This is a genomic window from Microbispora sp. KK1-11, assembly GCF_006874435.1.
Lineage (GTDB): Bacteria > Actinomycetota > Actinomycetes > Streptosporangiales > Streptosporangiaceae > Microbispora > Microbispora catharanthi.
Genome location: NZ_VIRJ01000023.1, coordinates 128,598 through 151,132, shown reverse-complemented (window position 1 = coordinate 151,132; position 22,535 = coordinate 128,598). Strand labels below are relative to the sequence as shown.

General features: G+C 71.4%; 22 protein-coding genes. 5 read left to right on the top strand and 17 right to left on the bottom strand.

The annotated features are described in order from the left end of the window. Position 1: 1 nt before the first annotated feature. The 13 genes from FLW16_RS28745 to FLW16_RS28685 form a co-directional block, all read right to left on the bottom strand. Positions 2 to 1,264, bottom strand: a complete 1,263-nt coding sequence (locus tag FLW16_RS28745) for an MFS transporter (RefSeq protein ID WP_142563261.1) — start codon at positions 1,262 to 1,264, stop codon at positions 2 to 4. After that, positions 1,261 to 1,470, bottom strand: a complete 210-nt coding sequence (locus FLW16_RS28740; protein ID WP_142563260.1) for an MbtH family NRPS accessory protein — start codon at positions 1,468 to 1,470, stop codon at positions 1,261 to 1,263. The genes FLW16_RS28745 and FLW16_RS28740 overlap by 4 nt, the downstream gene beginning before the upstream one ends. Before the next feature lie 25 nt (positions 1,471 to 1,495). After that, the gene (locus FLW16_RS28735; protein WP_142563259.1) at positions 1,496 to 2,779 is read right to left on the bottom strand and encodes a condensation domain-containing protein; all 1,284 of its coding nucleotides are present in this window, start codon (positions 2,777 to 2,779) and stop codon (positions 1,496 to 1,498) included. Next, positions 2,776 to 4,557: a non-ribosomal peptide synthetase gene (locus FLW16_RS28730; RefSeq protein ID WP_142563258.1), complete on the bottom strand. Its 1,782-nt coding sequence runs from the start codon at positions 4,555 to 4,557 to the stop codon at positions 2,776 to 2,778. Before FLW16_RS28730 ends, FLW16_RS28735 begins: the two co-directional genes overlap by 4 nt. Further along, the gene (locus FLW16_RS28725; protein ID WP_142563257.1) at positions 4,554 to 5,489 is read right to left on the bottom strand and encodes a TauD/TfdA family dioxygenase; all 936 of its coding nucleotides are present in this window, start codon (positions 5,487 to 5,489) and stop codon (positions 4,554 to 4,556) included. Before FLW16_RS28725 ends, FLW16_RS28730 begins: the two co-directional genes overlap by 4 nt. Beyond that, complete coding sequence (locus FLW16_RS28720; protein ID WP_260615668.1) at positions 5,486 to 7,339, bottom strand: condensation domain-containing protein; 1,854 nt, start codon at positions 7,337 to 7,339, stop codon at positions 5,486 to 5,488. Before FLW16_RS28720 ends, FLW16_RS28725 begins: the two co-directional genes overlap by 4 nt. A gap of 355 nt (positions 7,340 to 7,694) precedes the next feature. Beyond that, positions 7,695 to 8,333 carry a DedA family protein gene (locus tag FLW16_RS28715; RefSeq protein ID WP_142563255.1) on the bottom strand — a complete coding sequence of 213 codons (639 nt, stop codon included), beginning with the start codon at positions 8,331 to 8,333 and terminating at the stop codon, positions 7,695 to 7,697. 147 nt (positions 8,334 to 8,480) lie between these two features. Continuing rightward, positions 8,481 to 9,125 carry a response regulator transcription factor gene (locus tag FLW16_RS28710; protein WP_142563254.1) on the bottom strand — a complete coding sequence of 215 codons (645 nt, stop codon included), beginning with the start codon at positions 9,123 to 9,125 and terminating at the stop codon, positions 8,481 to 8,483. Continuing rightward, positions 9,113 to 10,351 (bottom strand): histidine kinase, encoded by a 1,239-nt coding sequence (locus FLW16_RS28705; RefSeq protein WP_142563253.1) that lies wholly within the window; start codon positions 10,349 to 10,351, stop codon positions 9,113 to 9,115. The genes FLW16_RS28710 and FLW16_RS28705 overlap by 13 nt, the downstream gene beginning before the upstream one ends. Before the next feature lie 272 nt (positions 10,352 to 10,623). Further along, on the bottom strand, positions 10,624 to 11,583 hold the full coding sequence (locus FLW16_RS28700) for a GNAT family N-acetyltransferase (RefSeq protein ID WP_260615666.1): 960 nt from the start codon (positions 11,581 to 11,583) through the stop codon (positions 10,624 to 10,626). A 134-nt stretch (positions 11,584 to 11,717) separates the two neighbouring features. Then, the gene (locus FLW16_RS28695) at positions 11,718 to 12,986 is read right to left on the bottom strand and encodes a YibE/F family protein (RefSeq protein WP_142563252.1); all 1,269 of its coding nucleotides are present in this window, start codon (positions 12,984 to 12,986) and stop codon (positions 11,718 to 11,720) included. A gap of 240 nt (positions 12,987 to 13,226) precedes the next feature. Further along, positions 13,227 to 13,697: a hypothetical protein gene (locus FLW16_RS28690; protein ID WP_142563251.1), complete on the bottom strand. Its 471-nt coding sequence runs from the start codon at positions 13,695 to 13,697 to the stop codon at positions 13,227 to 13,229. A gap of 110 nt (positions 13,698 to 13,807) precedes the next feature. Continuing rightward, positions 13,808 to 14,365 carry a TetR/AcrR family transcriptional regulator gene (locus tag FLW16_RS28685; RefSeq protein WP_142563250.1) on the bottom strand — a complete coding sequence of 186 codons (558 nt, stop codon included), beginning with the start codon at positions 14,363 to 14,365 and terminating at the stop codon, positions 13,808 to 13,810. Between the two features lie 92 nt (positions 14,366 to 14,457). Between FLW16_RS28685 and FLW16_RS28680 the strand changes: the two genes are divergently transcribed. Beyond that, on the top strand, positions 14,458 to 15,810 hold the full coding sequence (locus tag FLW16_RS28680; protein WP_142563249.1) for an MFS transporter: 1,353 nt from the start codon (positions 14,458 to 14,460) through the stop codon (positions 15,808 to 15,810). A gap of 20 nt (positions 15,811 to 15,830) precedes the next feature. Beyond that, a complete protein-coding gene (locus FLW16_RS28675) occupies positions 15,831 to 16,196 on the top strand; it encodes a nuclear transport factor 2 family protein (protein ID WP_142563248.1) in 366 nt (121 codons plus the stop codon). 52 nt (positions 16,197 to 16,248) lie between these two features. Here the strand turns inward: FLW16_RS28675 and FLW16_RS28670 are convergent, their stop codons facing one another. Continuing rightward, complete coding sequence (locus tag FLW16_RS28670; RefSeq protein WP_142563247.1) at positions 16,249 to 16,479, bottom strand: DUF397 domain-containing protein; 231 nt, start codon at positions 16,477 to 16,479, stop codon at positions 16,249 to 16,251. Continuing rightward, positions 16,470 to 17,249 carry a helix-turn-helix transcriptional regulator gene (locus tag FLW16_RS28665; protein WP_142563246.1) on the bottom strand — a complete coding sequence of 260 codons (780 nt, stop codon included), beginning with the start codon at positions 17,247 to 17,249 and terminating at the stop codon, positions 16,470 to 16,472. Before FLW16_RS28665 ends, FLW16_RS28670 begins: the two co-directional genes overlap by 10 nt. 132 nt (positions 17,250 to 17,381) lie before the next feature. Here FLW16_RS28665 and FLW16_RS28660 point away from each other — a divergent pair, with 132 nt between their 5' ends. Next, positions 17,382 to 17,852 (top strand): ATP-binding protein, encoded by a 471-nt coding sequence (locus FLW16_RS28660; protein WP_142563245.1) that lies wholly within the window; start codon positions 17,382 to 17,384, stop codon positions 17,850 to 17,852. 19 nt (positions 17,853 to 17,871) lie between these two features. Here FLW16_RS28660 and FLW16_RS28655 read toward each other — a convergent pair whose 3' ends face one another. Both FLW16_RS28655 and FLW16_RS28650 read right to left on the bottom strand, forming a co-directional pair. Further along, positions 17,872 to 18,228, bottom strand: coding sequence for a nucleotide pyrophosphohydrolase (locus tag FLW16_RS28655; protein WP_142563244.1), 357 nt, complete (start codon positions 18,226 to 18,228; stop codon positions 17,872 to 17,874). An 11-nt stretch (positions 18,229 to 18,239) separates the two neighbouring features. Next, positions 18,240 to 20,234 (bottom strand): N-6 DNA methylase, encoded by a 1,995-nt coding sequence (locus FLW16_RS28650; protein ID WP_260615664.1) that lies wholly within the window; start codon positions 20,232 to 20,234, stop codon positions 18,240 to 18,242. Between the two features lie 146 nt (positions 20,235 to 20,380). On the opposite strand from FLW16_RS28650, the gene FLW16_RS28645 reads away from it, so the two are divergent. Both FLW16_RS28645 and FLW16_RS28640 read left to right on the top strand, forming a co-directional pair. Beyond that, complete coding sequence (locus FLW16_RS28645) at positions 20,381 to 20,860, top strand: hypothetical protein (protein WP_142563242.1); 480 nt, start codon at positions 20,381 to 20,383, stop codon at positions 20,858 to 20,860. 39 nt (positions 20,861 to 20,899) lie between these two features. After that, entirely contained in the window at positions 20,900 to 22,498 is a 1,599-nt protein-coding gene (locus FLW16_RS28640; RefSeq protein ID WP_142563241.1) for a GMC family oxidoreductase, read from the top strand. Positions 22,499 to 22,535 lie beyond the last annotated feature (37 nt).

Below are 22,535 nucleotides of genomic sequence, written 5' to 3'. Positions count from 1 at the left end.
CTCATTTGATCGCGGTCGGCGCGGCTTGGGGTGAAGGCGCCGCCGCGGGCGCGGAGTGAGCGCGGCTGCGCCAGACGATGACGAGGCCGACGGCGATCAGTCCGGCACCGCAGATCGTGAAGAGACCGTCCACGCCCACGGCCGATGCGATGACCGGCGAGACGGCCGGGCCCACGACGGTGGGCGCGGTGACGGCCGCGCCGGTGAGCGCCCCCACCCGGCCCATGAGCTCGGGCGGCGTCAGCCGCTGGACGAGAGTGCCGTAGCCGATCATGGCGACCGCCGCGCAGACGCCGATGCACGCGGCGAAGACCAGCCAGACGCCGAGGAGCACCCGGCCCTCAAGCGTGCCCGCCAGCCCCATCGCGCCGACCAGCAGCCCGATCACGATCGACGACAGGGCCATGACGGTCGTCAGGTTGAACCGGTCACCGAACTTCGCGAGCGCCAGCGCGCCGAGGGCTCCGCCGACGCCCATGCAGGTCATGGCGGTGCCGGTGAAGGCGGGACCGCCGCCCATGTCGCGGTACCACACCGGCAGCATCACGTCGAACATCGTCGAGAACAGGTAGGCCACCGCGACCCCCGCGACGACGAGCCGGAGCGAGGGCAGCGTGCCGACGTGATGGACGCCGGCGGCCACCCTCCGCAGCCAGCCGGCCCTCTCCTCCGGCTCCGCGGGGTCGTCCGGCCGTGCGATACGTCCGACGAAGAAGACGGCCAGCGCGGAGAGCGCGAAACACCCCGCCGTCACCGCGAGCGTGCCGCGCGCGCCCACGAGGGCGATGAGCACGGCGGCGATGCCCGGGCCGGTCAGCCCGGTCAGCATGCGCTCGGTGGTGGAGCGCAGCGAGTTGGCCTGCAGCAGCTGGTTCTCCGGCACCCGGTAACGGATGAACCGCTGCTCCGCCGCGCCGAAGAAGCCGGCGCACACCCCCGCGACGGCGGCCAGCAGGCACACCCACGGGAAGTCGTCGACGAACATGATCAGTGCGACGGCGCCCGCGCGCACGACGTTGGCCAGCACCATGACGATGCGCGGCTCGAACCTGTCGGCGACCACGCCGAACACCGGCGCGCCGAACACCAGGGGAAGGGCCGTCGCCAGCGCCATCACGCCGAGCGCCGAGGCTCCGCGCTGCCACTCGAAGACCACGATCGTGACGATCGCCAGGTAGTCGAGCCCGTCACCGAAGTTCGCGACCACCTGCGCCGCGTACAGGCGGCGGAACGGAGGCAGCTTGAGCGGAGCGACGATGCTCACGACTCCACCCGTTCCATCTGCTCACGCAGACTGCGCGGGCGCATGTCGATCCACTCGGCCTCGATCCTCTCCAGGCAGGCGTCCTTCGTGCCTTCGAACTCCGTGGTGCGCCACCCGTCGGGCACGGGCAGCGCAACGGGCCAGATGGAGTACTGCTCCTCGCCGTTGATGACCACATGGAAAATCGCCTCGGGATCGTCGAACACGGAACTTCCTCCTCAATCGGGTCAGTCAGAGCTGAGCGATCAGTGTGAGCAGCCGGTCGCGTACGCGTTCGGCCACGTGGGACTCGAAAAGACCTGCCTCGTAACTGACCATTCCGGCCATGCCGTCCTGCAGTTCCGTGATGTGCAGGCTGAGGTCGGCCCCGGGGCCGATGGCGGGAGGCGTGGGGAACGGCTTCATCCGCAGGCCGCCCAGTTCCACCGTCACGTCGGCGGCGCCGGTGACGAGCGGGGCGATGCCGAGGGCGTCGCGGGGCACGAAGTTGAACGTCGCGTCATAGACGGGCGCGCGTCCCGGCACCGTGCTGAGGTCGGGCATCCGCTGGGCGAGCAGTTCGAACGGATAGTGCTGGTGCGGCACGGAGTCGGCGAGCCTCTCCCGGACCGCCTCGATCACAACGCCGGGCGGAGCGTCCGCGTCGACCTCGACGAACAGCGGCACGGTGTTCGTGAAGCAGCCGACGGTGCGGTCGAACCTGCGGCCCCGCAGCGACCGGGGCAGCCCGACCGCGATGGTGGAGTCGCCGCTCTCCTGCCGCAGCGCGAGCACCCACAACGCGAGCACGACGACGTTGGGCGGCACCCTGGCGGCCCAGGACACCTTGCCGATCCGGCGCGTCGCCTCGGGGCCGACGGAGAAGGTGACGACCCGGTGCCTGCCGTCGCGGTCGCTCCTGCTCGTCGACACGGCGACGGGCGGCTCGGGCCGTTTCGCGGGCAACGCCTGCGACCAGTAGCGCCAGGCCTCCTCCCCGTCGAAGCCTGCGAGCGCGGCCTGCTGCTCCGCGACGAACTCGGCGTAGGGCGCCGTCAGGGGCGGCAGCCCTGCCTCGTCGAGGCCCGCCCCGTACAGAGCGCAGATCTCGAAGGCGCAGACGATCATCGCCGTCCAGTCCACCGCCGCGTGGTGGGCGGTCAGCAGAACGATGTGATCGTCGTCCGCCCTCCGCCACACCTTGATCCTGCTCAGCCGTCCCCCGGCCAGCTCGAAGGGCCGGGTGTGCTCGGTCTCGACCGCCTCGCGGAGGAGCGCTCCCGGCGGCGCCTCCTCCACGTCCCCGCCCGCCGGGCCCGGCTCGTGCGCGACGGCCTTCAGGGCGCCGTCCACCACCTCGTACGAGGTGCGCAGCGCCTCGTGGCGGGCCACGACGAGGTCATGGGCCGCGAGGAGCCGCGGCACGTCCAGCTCCGAGCGGATCTGGACCGCCACGCTCACGTTGCAGGCGCCCGCGGACGCGGTCTGGTGGAGGAACCAGAGGCCCTTCTCCGCGTACGACACATCCCGCGTCACGGGCGCCGCCCGGCCGCCGGCTCCCGGACCGCCCTCGCGTCGGCCTCCACACCGAGCTTCTCGCGGATGGCCTGCGCCTGCAGGGCGACGGTGGGGGCGTCGAAGAACAGGTCCACGGGGAGGTCGACGTCGAACAGTTCGCCGACCCTGCCGACGATGCGCAGCATGGCGAGGGAGTGACCGCCCACCTCGAAGAAGTCGTCCTCCGGGCTGACCTCGGGCAGCTCGAGCACCCGGGCCCAGATCGCGGCCAGCAGGTCCTCCAGGGAGCCCTCCTCCGTCGTCCGCCGCTCGGCGGCGCCGGTGGCGGCGTCCTGCGCGGCGCGCAACGCGTCGAGGTCCGTCTTGCCGCCTGCCGTACGCGGCAGGGCGTCCACGATGCGGATCACGTCGGGCAGGGCCGCCCGGGGCAGCCAGGCGGTGAGCTCCCGTCGCACGTTCAGGGTGTGCGGCGCCTCCACGGCGGCGACCATCGCGGTCTCCCTCATGAAGACGGCCGCGTCGCGGACCCCCGCTATCCGGCGTATCGCGTGTTCGATCTCGTCCAGCTCGATCCGGACGCCGGAGCGCTTGACCATGCGGTCACGCCTGCCGAGGTACTCCAGGTCGCCGTCGGCGCGCCGGCGCACGAGGTCGCCGGTGCGGAACATCCGGGCCCCGGGCACGGGTGAGAAGGGATCGGGGACGAAGCGCTCGGCCGTCTGGGCGGGCCGCCCCCGGTAACCGCGCGCGACGCCGTCGCCGCCGATGAACAACTCCCCGGACTCCCCGGGCATGACCTCGGAGCCGTCGGCGGCGAGCACGTACAGCCGCCTGCCGGGCAGCGGCCGGCCCAGCGTGGGGGTGCCGGACCCGGTCACCACGCCCGCGCTGGCGTTGGCGGTCGTCTCCGTGGGGCCGTACAGGTTCCAGATCTCGACTCCGGGGGCCCGGCTGCGGGTCCTCGCGACGAGTTCGGCGTCGGCCGCCTCGCCCCCGAGCAGCAGCCGGCGCAGCCCGATCTCCCCCGGCACCGCCTCCAGCTCCGCGAGCACCGCCCGCCACAGGCTCGGCACGCAGTTGAACGCGTACGGCGCGGGCCGCGCGAGCAGTCCGGCCAAGGCAAGCGGGTCCGTGGCGGTCGCGTCGTCGATGAGCCACACCTGGGCGCCGGCGACGAGGGTGCCGAGCGTCTGTTTGAGAGAAGCGTCGAAGGCGGGCGACGAGATGGCGGGCATGGGGGCGCCCGCGTCGAGCAGCGTCGTCGCGCACCAGGTCAGATAGTCGAGCAGGGCGCCGTGTTCGACCATCACCCCCTTGGGCCTGCCGGTGGAGCCGGAGGTGTAGACGACGTACGCGAGGTCCTCACGGCGGGGGCCGGCCGAGGTGGGCGGCACGCCTGACGAAGGTTCGGCCAGACGGCCGTCCGGCAGGAGCATCACCGGCTCGGTCTCCTCCGGCGCCCGCGGGCCGCCCGTCTGGCACAGGACGAGAGAGGCGTCCGAGTCGCCGAGGATCATGCGCAGGCGCTCCTCCGGTTCCTCGGGAGCGAGCGGCAGGAACGCCGCGCCCGCCCGCGTGACGCCGAGCATGGCCACCACGAGCGCGGGGCCGCGGGGCAGGCGGAGCGCGACCGTCCGTCCGGCGCCGACGCCGCGTACGGCCAGCTCGCCCGCCAGCTCCTCCGCTTTCGCCAGCAGTGCGCCGAAACCGAGTTCGCCGCCATCCCAGCGGAGGGCGACCCTCGCGGGGTCGCTCTCGGCGATCTCCCTGATCACGTCGAGATAGGAGTGGTTCATGCCGGCACCGCCTCATCGGCCCCGGTCCACGCCATGGCGTGCGACATCGACACCAGCACCTTTCGTCTCCCCCGGTACGGCAGGCGGCCGTGGGCCGCGAGGACGTTGTCGACGATCGCGACGTCACCTTCGCGCCACTCGATCGGCTCGCTCAGCTTCCGTGCGACTCGCCTGATCTCCGCGACGACCTCGTCCTCGATCGGCGTGCCGTCGCCGTACGTCACCTGCTTGGGGGCCATCCCGGCCGGCACGGCCCTGGCCAGGGCGGTGCGGATGTCGGCGGGCAGCGCGGCCGGGTGGAAGGCCACGACCTGGTTGAACCAGCACTCCTCCCCCGTCCGGAGATGCCGGACGGTCGCGGGCCTGCGCTGTCTCGTACGCAGGACTCCCCCGTCGAGCCACTCCGCCTCGATGCCGCGCAGCGCGCCCAGCCTCGTCACCTCGGCCGGGTCGTCCGTGCCGAACACGTGCTCCCAGGAGAGCCCGAGGCGGGGGTGGTACGTGCGGACGTACGCCACCCCCTTCTGCCGCAGCGGGGCGACCAGGTCGGGCGGCAGCTCCTCGAGCAGGCGCCGGCCGTCCGCGATCGTGGTGGCGCCGCCGCCGCCGCCGGCCGGGGTCACGCAGCCGAAGTAGAGGTAAGCGGGCCACATCTCGGAGTAGCAGCCCTCGTTGTGCAGCTCGATCTCCTCCGAAGGCGGATAGTCGGTCGAGGTGTACACCTGCCCGCCCACCTCTGTCCGCGGAGTGGCCGCGTCCTGGTAGCTCAGGGGCGATCCGCCGAAGGCCCGCACCACCTCGCCGAGCGCGTCCGGCTTGGTCAGGTCGAATCCCCGCAGCAGTACCGCGCCCGCGTCGTGCAGCGCCGCGAGGATCTCGCCGGACGCCTCTGCGACGTCCTGCGGGGTCGTGATCGTGTCCAGCGCTTTCATCGCTGCCCGCCTCCCACGGTGTCTAGCGACCGGATCTTGGTGGCGAGCACGTGGAACGGGACGTATCCCGTCAGGTCCGCGTACGTGAGACCGGTATGGCCCGCCGTTTCTAGTTCGGCCAGCACGCGTTCCGCGCCCGCCAGGGTCCCTCCCGCGACCAGATAGGGCAGGCGGTCCCGTGCCGCCGGATCGGCCTTCCCGACGATCGACGCGAGAAGGTCCTCGGCGTCCGTGCCGTCCCGCCCCGGGGCGTCCCTTCCGTCGCCCTCCTCGGTGCCGTCGGGGGTGGTGAGGACGAACCGGTCGGGCACGACCGCCGCGGGATGCGCCGCCAGCGCACCCGCCAGGAACGCGCGGAGCTCGTGGACCGTCACCGTTCTCCCCGCGTCGATCCGGGCGGTCAGCACGCCGCGCTCGGACCCGACGGTCACGGTGTCCACCGCCGGGTGTGCGCGCAGCAGGCCGGCGACGCCCTCCGCCCAGATCCAGCTGCCCCGCCTGTTGATCCAGCCGGCACCGCGTTCCCGCGCCGGCACACGTACCGCGTCGAGCCGCGTCGCCCCCTCCCCGGCCCGTACGGCGAGCTCTTCGAGAGCGACGAGCAGTTCGACGGCCTGTTCCGGCGGGATCAGGGCGCTGTTGCACCGGATCGCGAAGCGCATCGCGTCGCCTTCCCACCGCGCCAGCAGCTCCAGCGGATCCCCGATGTCCATCTCGATGTCCCGCCAGGTCAGCTCCGACTCGGCCGAGGCGTCGGGATTCCCGCCCGACCTCGTGGGCAGGAAGTTGAACGCCGGCATCGTGCTGAGGTTGACGCCGCGGTGGAACTGCTCCCGCACGACCAGCTCAGCGATCTCGTCCTGGTCATAGGAGCCATACCGGTAGCCGAGGGTGATCGCGGCCCTGGCACGGGCGAACACCTCCTCCAGAGGGCAGCCCGCCGGAGCGTCGAGCAGGACCGGCATCGTCTGGTAGAGGCAGCCGAGAAGGCCGAGAAGCTCTCTGCGGAAGCGGTTGGCCACGAACATGCGGATCGCGAGCCGGTCGTTGCCGGTGTAGGCGGCCAGCAGCATCGCGTACAGGCCCAGGACGACCGCCGCCTCGGGCGCGCCGTACCGGCGGGACAGCTCCACGACCGCGCGGGCCGCCGCCTCCGACTTCAGCACCACCTCGCCCGGACGGAATTCGACAGGAGGAACGGCGGGAACAGGAAGGGTGGTATCGGGAAACTCCCGAGTAATGTTCTGCCAATAGAGGAGGGCACTTCGGTGCGTTCGGCGTCCCGCCTCCGACGCCTCCTGACCGGCCACCGATCTCGGCTGTGCGGCCTGCGACACGGACGCCTTCTTCCGCCATTCCTCGTCGAGCCCGTCACGGAATTCCGTCCGCAACGTAACCGCACCCAGCCAATCGGTGACGATATGGTGAACGACGAAAGCCAGCCAGCGGGGAATTTCCCCCTGCACGACCAGCCCGACGCGCACCGGAGGGCCGGCTTCCAGGTCGAAATCCATTCGGTGCAGGCCGGCGACGAATTCCTGGGCCGCGGCGACGGGATCGGCCCGCCCCTCGATATCGAGAATCCGCAGATCGGGAATGCCGTTCTGTTCCACCGTCTGTACGGCGCGGCCGTCGGCGTCTATGCCATAACGGGTGCGCAGGGCCTGGTGCCTGCCGATCAGCGACGACACCGATTCCCGCACGTCAAGCAGGGTGGCACCGTCCGGAATCGCCCAATGGAAGAGTGCGTTGTTCCGCCATCGCGAGCCCGGCGGGGTGATTCTGTAGACCTGCCAGTGCAGCCGTTGTCCCCACAAGAGAGGAAAGGGCTCACCGTCGTGCGACGACATTTCTCCATACATGAGAACATCCTCGATCAGGAACTTGCCGGACGGCGGACTAGTTTGCGCCGATACCTGCGGAATCGAACTGATCAGGGAATCCCCGGACTACCGGGCCGGCCACACACGTTCGGACCGAGCCGACAGATGGTTAGGTTGCCCCCTTTGCGCACCGCCTCCCCCGAGGCGCAGACAATCAAGCAAGATGACCGAAAATTGCCCTTTATTCGGCAGAACCCCTCTTGCACCGATTGATCTAGGAGTGACCCTATAAACGCAAAAAAGCACTGTCAGTCGTGTCACCACCCCACGCGGAGTGGTGGTGACACGACTTGACAGTGCTACTTGTTGACGAATGGAGACCTCAGCGGTCGCGTCCCGCCGGCACCTCCTCGCACGGTTCCTGCTTCCTGGCCGCGATGCGGGTGATCACGTACGTGGCGATCAGGATCAGGGCGGAGATCCCGTACCCGATGAGATGCCCCTGCCGCCTGAGGGTCTGCCCGACCACCGCGCCGACGGCGAGGTAGCTGGTGGACCACGCCACCGCGGCGACGCTCTCCCAGAAGAGGAAGCGCCGGTAGGGCATCCGCAGGGTGCCCGCCAGTACGGGAACCAGGGAGTGCATGAGCGGGACGAACCGCGACCCCGCGAGCGCCCAGCCGCCTCCCCTCCCCAGGACGAGTTCCTCGGCCCGGATCCAGTTGCGCTCACCCAGGCGCCGCCCGGCCCGGCTGTAACGCACCCGGCGACCGTAACGGCTGCCCAGCAGGTAGCCGCCCGACTCCCCGATCAGCGCACCGAGCATCACCACCGCGACCAGGGGCGGGAACTCGGCCATCGAGGTGACGGTCGCCCCCGCCAGCAGCACGACCCCGTCGCCGGGCACCAGCAGACCGACGAACAGCGAGGTCTCCGCGACCATGAACAGCCCCGCGACAAGCCCGACGACCGCGTCGCTCTGGGACTCCAGCCAGTCCAGGACCGGGGCGAGGAGCTCCATGTCACCCCACTTCCTCGCGCCGGCGCCCTGAGGCGGGCGGCCCGGAGAGGGCAGGATCGGCTCCCCCTGAGCGGACCCTCATGGCTTCACCCCCGATTCCGACGATCACTGTCTCCACCTTCGAACTCCCGTCCTCGACGCCCGTGGTCAGCCGTCCAGGTAGCGCAGGACAGCCAGGACCCTTCTGTGATCGTTTTCCGATGGCGGCAGCCGGAACTTGGCGAAGATCGAGGTGACGTACTTCTCCACCGCACCGGGAGTGACCCCCAGGGTGCCGGCGATGCCGCCGTTGGATCGCCCTTCCGCCATCAGCTGCAGCACGTCCCGCTCGCGGCGGGTGAGGGCCTGTATGGGGTCCTGCCGGCGGGTACGCACCAGAATCTGCGCGACCACCTCCTGGTCGAAGACCGTGCCGCCGCCGGTCACCTGGTCCAGGATTCTGAGGAAGTCGTCGGCGTCGGCGACCCTGTCCTTGAGCAGGTAGCCGATGCCGGAGATGTCTCCCGCGAGCAACTGGGCGGCGTAGCGCTCCTCCACGTACTGCGAGAGCACCAGGATGGCCGTCTCCGGGAACTCCGAACGCAGCAGGAGCGCGGCCCGCAAGCCCTCGTCGCGGAAGGTCGGCGGCATCCGGACGTCCACCACGGCGATGTCCGGCCGATGCTCCGCGACCGCGCGCAGCAGGAGTTCCGCGTCGCCGACCGCGGCGGCGACGTCGTGCCCCGCCTCCTGCAGGAGCAGCGTGATGCCCTTACGCAGCAGAGCGGAGTCTTCGGCGATCACGACGCGCACGGCAGATCCAGACTCAGGACGGTCGGCCCTCCGGGCGGGCTGGACAGGTGGAGCCGGCCGTCGACCGCGGCGGCGCGGTCCACGAGGCCCGTCAGCCCGGAACCGGGGACGATCCGGGCACCGCCGACGCCGTCGTCCGCCACCGTGACGTGCAGCCGTCCGCCGCCGCCGTCGACGTCGATCCTGACCTGCCTGGCCTGGGCGTGCTTGGCGACGTTCGTGAGCGCCTCGGCCACCGTGAAGTAGGCGATCGACTCGATCGCGGAGGGCAGCCCGCCGGACAGCGCGACCTCGACCCTCACGGGCACGGGACAGCGCGCCGCCAACGCCGACAGCGCCGCGTCCAGCCCGAGATCGGCCAGGATCGGCGGGTGCAGACCCCGGATCAGGCTGCGCAGATCCGCGATCGCCTGCCGGGCCTCGGCCTGGATCTCGTCCACCAGCGCGAGTGCGCTTTGCGGATCGTGGAGCAACCGCTGCCTGACACGTCCCACGAGGAGCGAGAGCGAGAGCAACTGTTGCTGCGTGCCGTCGTGCAGATCGCGCTCGATGCGGCGCCGCTCGGCCTCCACCGCCTGCACCATCGCCGCCCGCCGTCGCTCGACCTCGTCCACCCGGGCGGCGAGCCTCGCCGCGGTGAGACCGCACAGCAGCGTCCGCGCCAGTGCCAGGTCGGCTGTGGCGAGCGCGCGCACCAGATGCGGCACGGCGAGCAGCGCCACGGCGGCCACGGCCGCGACGACACCCGCCCGCTCGGGCGTGGAGACCTGGAAAAGGCCCAGGTCCACTTCGCTGGCTTCGTACAACGGCAGGTGCGCGGGAAGGGTCACCAGCCAGAGGCAGCCACCCCACACCAGGAGCAACAGGACGGACAGCCCGAAGGCGACAGGCAGCCGCAGCAGGGTGTAGGCGGCGATTCTGAAGGCGGCCGGATCGTCCCCCTCCTGGCCCGGCACGTCCACGGGCAGGTCGACCCCGAAGGCGGCCCGGAGCCGGCGCGCGTCCAGCCGTGCCAGCTCGCGCAGGGTGAGCGCGCAGGCTTCCGACGCGTATCCCCTGACCGGTGCCAAGGGCGCCGTCACCAGGACCAACAGCAGACCGACGCAGGTCAACACGGCCGCGGCCCCGGCGCTCAGCGGCGCGACGAGCAGATGCGCGCCCGCCCTCCAGGTCGCGGCCGAAACCATCGGCCGCAGCAGGAGCCGGACCAGGGCCGACGCTGTCATGTCCCTCCAGGGTCCGCTGTGATGCGATCTCCGGGAGAGCGTACGTAGCGCCGTCCGAGGCTCACCAGCCTGCTGACACGTCTGTCGGATGGCGGGTTAACCCCCCTATGGGCGTCCTGAGACACCAGCGCGGTTCGGCGGAGGGGCCGCGCCTCGTCGTCTCCGACGTCCACGCCGCGCGGGCGGAGCCCATCGGACGCGGCGTGGACATGCCGAGATGGAGAGGCTCCGGGCCGAGGGGATGCCCCTGCTGTCGCCCGGAGGCCGCGGGCCTACTGCGGCCCGCCCTCACTCCAGGTCATGTCGATGCGCTGCCCGATGACCTCGTATCCGGCGCGGAGGAACGCCCGGGCCATCGGGACGTTCCCGACGTCCGTGGCGGCGCGGACTCGCGGGACGCCCTCCTCCGCGAGGATACGCGTCCCCTCGGCCAGCAGGTCGTCGATGTAGCCCTTCCCACGGTGGGCGGGCACGACCCCGATGTACGCGATCATCGCGTTGTATTCGTTGCGCGCCGGGATGACGAATCCCACCGGTTCGCCCTCGGGCGATGTGCCGATCCGCCACCATTCCCGGGGGCTGCGGTAGTGGGCGAGCTCCTCGTCGTAGTGCTGGGCAGCGGCCCGCTCGGCGGGCATGCGGGCGAGGTCGGCGCGGCTGTGGGCGTCGAGCGTGCCGTCGAGGACGAGAGTCATCAGGGCGACCAGTTCCTCCCTGCCGGCCACGGGACGGAAGGCCAGCCGCCCGCCCGGCGGAGCGACGGGAGTGCCTGGACGCCACTCCAGCCGCAGCCGTTCGACGAGCAGCCGGGCGCCGGTCCGCTCCAGCACGGCGATGCGGTCCTCGACGGCGGGCCTCGCCTTCGCGTCGTCACGCCACCGCGGGGGGACGAACGCGTTGTATTCCGGCGGGCGTACCCCGGCCGGCAGCACCGCGGCACTCGCGGTCTCGAACAACCGGACCCCGGCGTCGACGCTCGCCGGTCCGGGCGTGGTGTCGTCGAGGTCGAGGATGTCCAGCAGCGCCGGCGCCTCGCCCGCGCGCGGGGCCCACCAGGCCAGCCTGGCGACGAGGCGGTCGCCGCGCAGCGCCATCCACATCCACTCGGGCCGCCTGCGGCCGGCGGCGAGGTCGTCGTCCAGCTCGTCGTTCAGCACGTAGGGCAGACGGCGGAAAAGGTCGAGTTCCGCACGCCCCGCGATGGGGCGCATGATCATGTTTTCGGGGTTCACTGCACTTCCTCAGGTGAGGCGTGCCGCTCACGCCCAGGGGTCGGCGTCCGACCGTACCCCGGGAAGGAACCGGCACGAGTTCTTGGCACACATCGGCTCGTCCCTCCTCTCGTCGTCGTAGGTCTGCGCCTGTTCTATCGGACGTGCTGCTCCGCCGGCCAATCCTTTTCCGCCGCGGGACCGGCCGGCCGGTGGCCCTTCGGTTCCTCCCCCGAGCGCCGCCGCGGTGCCGCCAGGGCGGCCAGCGCGGTGGTCACGGGGACGGCCGCGATGAGTCCCAGCGTGCCGACGACGCTGCGGATGATCTCCTGGGCGAGGACGGGGTTGCGCAGCACGTCTCCGAGCGGCTGGTCGCCGACGCTGAACAGCAACAGCAGGGGCAGCGCCGCCCCGGCGTACGCGAGGACGATCGTGTTGATCACGGAGGCGATGTGGGCCCGGCCGACCCGGGCGGCGGCGCGGTAGAGGCGCCCGAAGGTGTAGCCGGGGTTGGCCACGGCCAGTTCCCCCACGGTGGCGGCCTGGGTCACGGTGACGTCGTCGAGGACGCCGAGCGCGCCGATGATGATTCCCGCGAGCAGCAGGCCCTGCCCGTTGATCCGGTAGTCGCTGTCGAGCAGGAACGAGCTATCGTCGGTGACCCCCGAGAGGTGCGCGACGTCGATGGCGAACGCGGACAGCAGACCCGTGAGGGTGAGGCTGACCAGCGTGCCCAGCACCGCCATCGAGGTCGCGATCGTGAAGCCGTGGGTGAGGTAGAGGACCGCCAGCATGATCGCGGCGGAGCCCACGATCGCCACCAGGGCCGGCGGCTCACCGGCGAGGATCGCGGGGACGACGAAGGTCAGCAGCAGGACGAAGGTCACGGCCAGCCCGATCAGCGCGGTCAGTCCGCGCCAGCGTCCGAAGGCGACCACCGCGAGGGCGAACGCGGCGGCGAACAGCCACAGCGGAGCGGACCGGTCGTGGTCCGACAGCAGAAACTCGGGTGCGTCGAGCGCGCCGTCCGGCATATGGACCAGCACCACGTCCTCGCCCACCGCGAACCGCTGCGCACCGGGACCGGTGGGCAGATCGGTGGTGACGCTCCGGCCCTCGTCGGGCCCACCGGTGATCCTGACGCGGGCGTTCCCGCAGGCATCGGAGCCCGGCGCCGCGGCCGGACCGGCCGCCCGCCCGTCCGGTACGGCGGGGCACGGCTTGGGGACGATGTCGACGATCGTCCCGCTGACCTGGCGGAGCGAGGACGAGGACGAACCGGATGGCAGGCCGTCGCCCGGCCACAGCCATATCAGGGCGGCCACCGTCGCCAGGGCGACGGGAACGATGACGGCCAGCGTCGCCACCACGGTCCGGCGGGAAACGGGCAGGGCGGACGTGCCGTGACTGTGATTGGCACCCATCTGTACGTACGTCTCCTCGCATCCGGCTCGTGCCGCACCGATGCTAGAGGCCCACCGGGGCAGGCTCGCCCGCTTGCGGCGCGGTGGCCGCCCCGGGGAGACGGCCGGGGCCCGCGCCCGGGGGACCTGCCCGCACCGGGGACCCGCCACCCACGACGGCTTCCACCGGAGGCGCCGCCCGGCGCCGGCCGGGCGGCGCCCGCGTCCGGCCCTACCGGGCCGTGGTGGGGACGTCCGGGGTCACTTGCAGTTGCCCCACGTCAGGCGGCCACCGCTCGCGATCTCCCCGTCGACGCGCGTGTCGGCGACAGTGCCGTAGTACTTCACGCACTTGCCCTTGGCGTTCAGCTTCACCGGGCCGGCGTAGTACTTGTACTTCTTCAGATGGTCGATCTTCTCGGCCGTCCTCGTGTTGGACAGCTTCACCATGAGCTGGGCGGAAGTCCTGGTGGGCGTGCCGACGTACGCCGACTTGATGGTGACGACGCAGTTCTGCCCGGTCGAGCGGTTGTAGAGCAGGTAGACGCGCCCGAAGACCTGCCCCGAAGGGGTCTTCACCGGCCGGCTGCCGTCGTGAGTGACCCTGCCGAAGCCGGAGCCGCACACGCCCTCGGGGGTGTAGCCGGCGGAGATCGCGTATGCCGGGTTGGCGACGAGCCCTCCGACGGCCAGCGCCGCTGCGACGACGACCGTACTCGCGGACCTGCGCATACGTTGTCCTTTCCCAACCGCCGCCCTCCGTCCGGGCGGCGTCCTGGCGATCATCCTTGCGGATCATCAACCAGGAGATGACCGAAACAGTCAAATTTGGGCAAGGCCAATCACTTCGGCGCTGCGAGTACGGCCTCCGCGAGCGCCCGCGCGGCCAGGGCGGGACGGGCGCCGGGCCGGGTGACGGCGTGGGCGAGCACGCCGTCGACGAGCACGAGGAGCTGGTCGGCGCCCGCGTCGGGAGCGGGATGCCCGTGGCGGGTGAGTTCCGCCGCCATCAGCCGGTGCAGTCCCTCCTTGAAGGCCCGCACCTCCGCGTGCGCCGGATGCCCGGGGTCGGTGAGCGTGAGCTCGGCCGCGGTGTAACGGCACCCCCGGAACGAGGGCTGCGAGGTGATGACGTCGAGCTCGTCGAACACGGCCAGCACCCGCTCGCGCGGGTCGTCCCCGGCCTCGTCCATGACCTGGCGGTAGCGGTCGAGCCCGCCGTCACTGCGCAGCACCTCGGCCACGAGGCCGTCCTTGCCCCCGAAGTGCTGGTAGAGCGAGCGTCTCGCGACATCGGCCTGCTTGAGGATCGCGTCGACGCCCACCTGCACGCCCTGGCTGTAGGTGAGCTCCCTGGCGGCGTCGAGCAGCCGCTCGCGGGGGCCGGGTCTCGTCGTCACCTGACGATTGTGGCACGCGCTTGACAGTAGATCAATCGGTCTATCTAATTAGGCGCCATATACCGATTGGTCTATCTATCCCAGGAGTGTCAATGGCCCGCGCGGGGACTCTCCCCACCGTGCTGACCGGCGTCTTCGTCGCGATCCTCGATTTCTTCATCGTCAATGTGGCCATCCCCACCACGCAGCGGGATCTGCACGCCGGGCCGTCCGCCATCGAGTGGGTGGTCGCCGGATACGCCCTGGCGTACGGCTCTGGGCTGGTCCTGGGCGGACGCCTGGGCGACGTGTTCGGCCGGCGCCGGATGTTCGCCCTCGGCCTCGCCCTGTTCACACTGGCCTCGGTCGCCTGCGGGCTGGCCCCCGACGCGGGTTCGCTGGTGGCCGCCCGCGTCGTCCAGGGGGCCGCGGCCGCCGTCCTCGCCCCGCAGGTGCTGGCCGTCATCCGCACCGCCTACAGCGGCGCCGCCCAGGCCAGAGCCGTCAACGCGTACGCGCTGACCATGGGTCTCGCCGCGGTGTTCGGCCAGCTGGCCGGGGGTCTGCTCATCCAGGCCGACCTGTTCGGGCTCGGCTGGCGGGCCTGCTTCCTGATCAACCTCCCGATCGGCGCCGCCGCTCTCGCCGCGACCTGGCGGGTGATCCCGGAGAGCCGCGCGGCCGGTGCCGTACGGCTCGACCTCGGCGGGGCCGCCCTGGTCACGCTCGCGCTGGCGGCCACGCTGCTGCCGCTGATCGAGGGCCGCGAGCAGGGGTGGCCGGTGTGGACCTGGGTGTCGTTCGCCCTGGCCGTCGCGCTGCTGCTGGCGTACGCCCGGCGGCGGCACGACTCGCCGCTGATCGACCTCGCCCTGTTCCGCGAGCGCGCCGTCACGGCGGGGCTGCTCACCAATCTCGCGTTCTCGATGGGCATGGCGGCGTACTTCTTGATCTTCGCCATGTACTCCCAGGAGGGCCGGGGCCTGGACGCCCTGCACGCCGGCCTGGTCTTCACGCCGATCGGCGCGGGCTACCTCGCGGCGTCGCTGCTCGCGCCGCGCCTGGCCGCGCGCTTCGGCCGCCAGATCATCGCGTTCGGCGGCCTGACCAGGGCGGTCAGCCTGGCCGTCCTTCTGATCGCGGTCGCCGGGAACGCGCCGATCGGCTGGCTGGTGCCCGTGCTCGCCGTCGACGGGGCCGGCATGGGGCTGGTGCTGGCGCCCATCATGGGCACCGTCCTGTCGAGGGTCGCCCCGCACCACGCCGGCGGCGCCGCGGGCGCCCTCACCACCGCCCAGCAGGTCGGCGGCGCGCTGGGCGTCGGCATCATCGGCATCGTCTTCTACGGCGCCCTGTCCGGCGGCGTCACCGTGGCGTTCCAGCACGGGCTCGTCTACCTCATCGTCATCACCCTGGCCATCGCCGCTCTCGTCCAGTGGCTCCCGCGTGCGAGAGCCACAGCCTGACCGTCTTCACGAGGAGAAACATGAACGACCTCAACGACCTGGCCCGCCGCTACGTCGCCGTGTGGAACGAGCCCGACGCCGCCGTACGCCGCGAGATGATCGCCCAGCTGTTCGCCCCCGACGCCGCCCACTACACCCCGTCCATGGAGGCCCGCGGCCACGCGGAGCTGGAGGTGCGCATCGCCACGTCGTACGACAAGTGGGTGGCGCCGGGCGCGTACGTCTTCCGGGCCGTGGAGAACGCCGGCGGCCACCACGGCGCGGTCCGCTTCAACTGGGAGATGGTGCGGACCGCCTCCGGCGAGGTGGACTCGGTCGGGTTCGACTTCCTCACGCTCGGCGAGGACGGCCGCATCAGGACCGACCACCAGTTCATCGAGAGCTGACGTAACCCGACCGGCCCTCGCGTACGGATCGCCCCACGACGCGAGGGCCTGGTCAGCGGCTCGGCTCGAACTCACCGGCGTGGACGCCGAGGAGGAACGCCTTCCACTCCTCAGGGGTGAAGAACAGCGCGGGGCCGTCGGGGTCCTTCGAGTCCCGCACGGCGATCAGCCGGCCGCTCTTGTGCCCGGGTCCGTCGCCGTCGACCTCCGCGACCTCGACGCAGTCCCCGCCGTTGCTTCCCGAGTAGCTCGACTTGCGCCAGCGCGCCCGGCTCAGGTCCATCTCTCCTCCACTGTCTTTCTGATGAGGTCGGTGGACATGCTCAGCGGCAACGCCTCGGTCCTGATGGCTTCGAAGCACTCGATGGCTGCCGTGACGTCCTCTTGGTCACTCGTAGTGAGGCCCCGGACGGCCGTCTCCATATAAACCAGGACATTTCCTCCATCCAGCGTCGCAATGGAGAACCCACCGAGCAAGCCCGAATGCATTCCATGCGGCACGACCTGAATGCTCAGCCTCGGGCTCACCATCGCCAGCAGATGATTCAGTTGTTCGCGCATGACCAGTGCTTCCCCGATCGGCCGGTGCAGAACGGCCTCGTCGACGACGCACCGGAGGATCGGCGGTCGCGGATCCTCACGGGCGAGGATCCGCTGGCGGTCCAGCCGCGCGGCCACCGCCGTCTCGTCCCCCGACAACAACACGCGGGCGTACGCCTCTGTTTGGAGCAAGCCGGGAATCACAAGCGGCTGATAGGTGCGGAGCGCGGTGGCGACCTGCTCCTTGTCGCGCCACTTGCCGAACCAGGAGGGGAACACCTGGCCCTTGCGCCAGTCGAGGAGGCGATGCAGCGCCCCGCCGGTGGACAGGACCTCGTCGCAGCACTGCGCGAACTCCGGGCTGGCCGGGAGCTGACCGGTCTCGATACCGCTGATCAGGGACTCGCTGAAATGCACCTTCTGGGCCAGTTGGGCCTGCGTCAGCCCCGCCGCCTGCCGGTAGTGGCGCAGCTCTCTGCCCCATATCGCCTGTGGCGAGTAGACATCGACCACAAAGCCCCCTTGTGTCGGAGTTCAACGACATGGACATGGCCTTCAAATGTCGTCCTTGGTAACGAAATCGATACTTACAGTAGTCGTGACTCGACAGTCTGGATGTGGATTTCCACAACCGGGAGAACGCCGATGACCGAGGCAGTCGTGGCCCGCACGGTGCTGGCCGAATATCGCTACACGCCCGACCGGCTCGTCCCCGTCCTCGGCGAGAGACGGCTGCCGTGCGACATCAGATGCGTCGCCTCGGGGCGGCGTTTCGTCAGAGATGTGGCCGTCGACTGGAACGCGGCCGCGGACGTCCCCGAGGTCGCCGAGCTCCTGGCGTCGGAACTCATCACCAACGCGCTCACCCACGGCACGACCGCCGCCACCGGAGCCCCGGCGGCGAGCACGGTCCGCGTGACGGTCAGCCGGGAGAAGGACCTCCTCGTCGTGGACGTCCACGACCCCTGTCCCACGCTCCCCCGGCTGCGCCGCGCCGGCACGCTCGACGCGTTCGGCCGGGGGCTCGCGATCGTTCAGACGTTCTCCCACCACTGGGGCTGGGCCCTCACCCCGTACGGCAAGTCCGTCTGGTTCCAGCTCCTCGCCTGGCCCTGACCGGGCGACGCCGGGGTCGTCACGGGGTCAGCGGAGGAGCCTTCCTGGCGGAGCCGCGATAGGTCTCGGGATCGTACCGGCGCTCGTTGTCGTCCAGCTTCGCGTTCGCGGCCTCGGCGAGGTCGACGCCCAGCGCGTCGGCCAGCCTGACCAGATACAACGTCACGTCCCCGAGCTCGGCCCGAACCCTGCTCAGGGCGTCCTCGTCGAGGTCGCGCGACTCCTCGGCCGTCAGCCACTGGAACTCGGCGACCAGTTCCCCCGCCTCTCCGGCGAGGGCCATCGCCAGGTTCTTGGGCGTGTGGAACTTCTCCCAGTCCCGCACGCGGACGAACTCGCGCAGCCGGGCGGCCAGGTGCTCCAGTTCACCGCTCACGGCACCCGACCCTACTCGTGCGGCCGCACCGCGCCGTGGGTGAGGCCGTCGGCCACCAGCCTGGCCAGGTCCTCGCCGAGCACCGCCGCCTCGCGCAGGGCCGACCGGAAACCGGCCAGACGCCGGAACGCCGCGCCATACCTGCGTTGCTCCTCCATCGGCAGCAGCGGCAGCTCCGCGCGCCGTACGTCCACCCGGTAGCGCGAGGACATCGAGGTGTAGTGGCGGACGTTGACGGACGCGCAGAGGAATCCGGCGAGGAAGTCGGGGTCGAGCACCTCGGGATCCGGCCGCAGCAGGGACAAATAGGGGCCGAGCAGGGCGTCGCCCTTCGTCAGCACCCGCGCGACCGGGGCGGCCACGACCTGCGGCACCACGACGTCGCCGGGCCGCGTGACGATCGGCATCGCCCCGGCCTGCTCCGGGGCTCCCGTCGCGGGCCGGTCTTCGAGCACGTCCTCGACGGTGAGCACGGGCGTCCCCCGAGGAGGTTCCTCCCCCGGCCGGGCCGGCGTCTGCTGCTCCACGACGAGCATGCCGCGCCGCACCAGCTCGGGCAGCGGGACCAGCGCGAGCTCCTCCGGTGGCGCCGCCGCGACGGACGGCAGCAGCCCGCCGACGGTCCCCAGCAGCTCGGCGAGCCGGGAACGGGCTCCGGCGATCCGTTCCGATGACAGGTCGTCGGCGGCCGTGGACAGGTAGCGCGTGGGGGTGAGGTCCACGTCCTCGTCGAGCAGATCGACGAGCGGGACCGACCTGCTGACGCCGGGCTCGTCCAGCTCGCGCCCCGCGCAGAACTCCCGCCATGCCTGGACGGCCACCCCGGCGTAGTCGTCCGGCCTGCCGGAGGTGTCGACCATCAGCACATGGCTCGGCGTGCCGCCCTCGGACGGCTGGCACAGGATCCACAGCGTCAGGCCGACCGCCACGTTGGGCACGGCGCCCTGCGGGAGCGTGATGACCGCGCGCAACGCGCCGCGCCGCAGCAGCTGGGACCTGATCCGGCGGCCCGACCTGCGGCTGGCGACGGCCGGGGGCATGAGGAGCACGGCCACGCCTCCCGGCGCCAGGTGGGCGAGCGCGTGCTGCACCCAGGCCAGCTCCGGCTCCACGCGCGGCGGCAGGCCGTACTCCCACCGGGGGTCGGCCGTCAGCTCCTCGTAGCCCCAGTTGCGGTCGTTGAACGGCGGGTTGCACACCACCGCGTCCGCCAGCTCGCCGGGGAAGGCGTCCGCGCGCAGGGAGTCTCCCGGCCTGATCCGCGCGTTGTCGCAGCGCAGCGCGAGCCGTACGGCGGTGAGCCGGGCGGCCACCGGGTCGACGTCCTGGCCGAGCAGCCGGGTCCCGGGCGCGCGCTCGAGCGCGCGGCCGAGGATGCGTCCCGAGCCGCAGGCCGGGTCGAGCACGGAGCCGAACCCGTCGCCCACGAGGTCGAGCGTGAGCGTGACGATCTCGGCGGGAGTGGAGTAGACGCGCCGGGTGTGCACCTCGAAGTACCGCTCACACAGGAACTCGAAGGTGTCGCGGACGCCGCGTTCGGCGGCCAGCCGGGCGATGGAGCGGACCAGCGGCACCCTGGTCACCGGCACGGACTCGGGAAACGCCTCCGCGCTGACGGTCTTCGCGCACGTCGCGCGCACCCGGGCCGGAAGTCCCCGCGCCACCTCCTCGTTGGTCCCCGCCGAGAGCCCGCGCCAGTCGTCCGCCTCGTGCTGCACGTACACCAGGAAGGCCCCGAGGTCGGCGATCAGGTCGGCGAGGTCGTCGTCGTCCACGGTGGTGCGCAGGTCCTGCCAGAGCCACTCGTCCGGAGGCAGGTCCCTGCCCTCGGCGTGGCCGCGCAGCCACTCCCGGATCTCCGCGAGTGAGAACGCCGGGCTGGTGGACGTGCCTCCCACGGGCTCGGGAAAGTCGTCGTGCCTGCGGCGCCAGTTGCTGACCGCCGCACGTCCCACGCCGGCCAGGCGGGCGATGTCCGCCGCGGTGACGTGTACGTCTCGCCGCACGCCGCTCCGCCTTCCGCCGGTTCTTCGATCAGACCGGACCATATCCGATGCCTCGGACATGGGCAACGTCGCACCAAGGACTGGTTGATTGTGTCAACACATGCTCTAATGGACGCCAGAAGTCGCCATGGAAGGGAGCAAGGATCGTGAGCACCCCCATCACTCGCTTCAGGTCACTTCGCCGCGGGCGCGCGATCCATCTCCTGGACATCGAGAACCTCACGGGATCCCCCCTTCCGACCACCCACGACGTACGGCGGGTGATGGGCGCCTACCAGCGCACGGTGCCGGTCGGGCCGCTGGACCAGTTCATCGTGGCGGTCAACCACAACGCGCTCGTCTCCGTGGGGATCGCGCTGCGCGGGGTGCAGTTGCTGGCCCGCTCGGGGCCGGACGGCGCCGACCACGCCCTCGACGAGGCGGCCCGTACGACTCGGGTGGACCTGCGGTTCGAGCGGGCGGTGATCGGGTCGGGCGACGGCTACTTCGCCGACCTGGCCCTCTGGCTGGCGGGCTGCGGCCTGCACGTCACCGTCGTCTCGCAGCGCACCTGCCTGAGCTGGCGGCTCTACACCGCGGTCCCCGACACCGTCACCTTCGAGCTGCCCGTAGCCCAGGCCGCTTGAGGCCTACCCTCGCCGGAGCGGCGTGGGCACTATGAGGGAATGATCGACTATTTGGTGATCGGGGCCGGGTCGGCCGGATGCGTCCTGGCCAACCGGCTGTCGGAGGATCCGGACGTCCGCGTCCTGCTCGTGGAGGCGGGCGGCGCCGACCGCCACCCGCTCTACCACGTGCCCAAGGGGTTCGGAAAGCTCTTCGACGATCCGCGGAAGGTCTGGCACTACCGGACACAGCCGTTCGGTCCCGACGGGCAGGCCGAGATATGGCCGCGCGGCCGGGTTCTCGGCGGGTCGAGCTCCATCAACGGCATGGTGTACAACCGCGGCCACCGCGCCGACTACGACGAACTCGTACGGCTCGGCAACCCCGGCTGGGGCTGGGACACGATTCTGCCGATCTTCCGGGCGATGGAGGACAACGCCCTTGGCCCGACGGCGACCCGCGGGGCCGGCGGGCCGCTGCACGTGTCCCCTCCGCGCGACCCCGATCCCCTCTGCGACGAGATGATCGCATCCGGCGTCGCGCTCGGCCTGACCGCGATGGCGGACGTCAACGAGTCCGACGACGAACGCGTCGGCCACGCGATGGCGACCATCAAGGACGGGCGGCGGTTCAGCGCTGCCCGGGCCTTCCTGCACCCCGTACGCGACCGGAGCAACCTCACCGTCGTGACCGGGACGACGGTGACCGGGCTGCTGTTCGACGGCGACAAGGTCGTCGGGGTCACCGCCCGGGACGCCGGCGGCGCCACCGTCGAATACCGCGCGGCCCGGGAGGTCGTCCTGTCCCTGGGCAGCCTGGGCACGCCGAAGCTGCTGCAGTCGTCCGGCATCGGCCCCGCGGAGGTGCTGCGGGCGGCCGGGGTGGAGGTCCGGCTGGACCGGCCGATGGTCGGCGCCCGCATGCGCGAGCACCGGTGCCTGGCACTGAAGTTCCGGCTGAAGGAGGATCTCGGCTACAACCGCATGCTGTCCACGCCGCTGCGGCAGGGCGTCACCGCGCTGCGCTACCTGCTCAACCACAAGGGACCGCTGGCCGCGCCGGCCTACGACGTGATCGCCTTCCTCAAGACCCGGCCCGAGCTGGACCGGCCGGACGCCCAACTGCTGATGGGGCCGTGGTCGGTGGCGACGTACCGCGCGGGCGAGACGGTCGCGGTCGAGCGGCAGCCCGGGGTCTCGGTCGTCGCCGAGATCCTGCGCCCGACCGCGGAGGGCAGCGTGGCCATCACCTCGGCCGACCCCGGCGCGCCGCTGCGCATCGAGCCCGACTACTTCGGCTCCGAGCACGATCGGCGCGTCGGCGTCGACCTGTTCCGCCGGATGCGCGAGTACTTCGCCCAGGAGCCGATCGCGGGCCGGCTGGCGTCCGAGACGTTCCCCGGTCCCCGGGTCGAGTCAGACGAGGAGATCATCGACGCGGCGCTGGGCGGCGGCTACTGCGGTTACCATGCGATGGGCACCTGCGCGATGGGCCCGGGCGACGACGACGTGGTCGACTCGCGGCTGCGCGTGCGGGGCGTCGACAACCTGCGGATCGTCGACTGCTCGGTGCTGCCCACCATGATCTCCGGCAACCTGAACGGCCCCATCATGGCGATGGCCTGGCGCGCCGCGGACCTCATCCTCGACAGGGCCTGACCAGTTCATACCGGAGAGAGGAGCATATGCCTCGTCA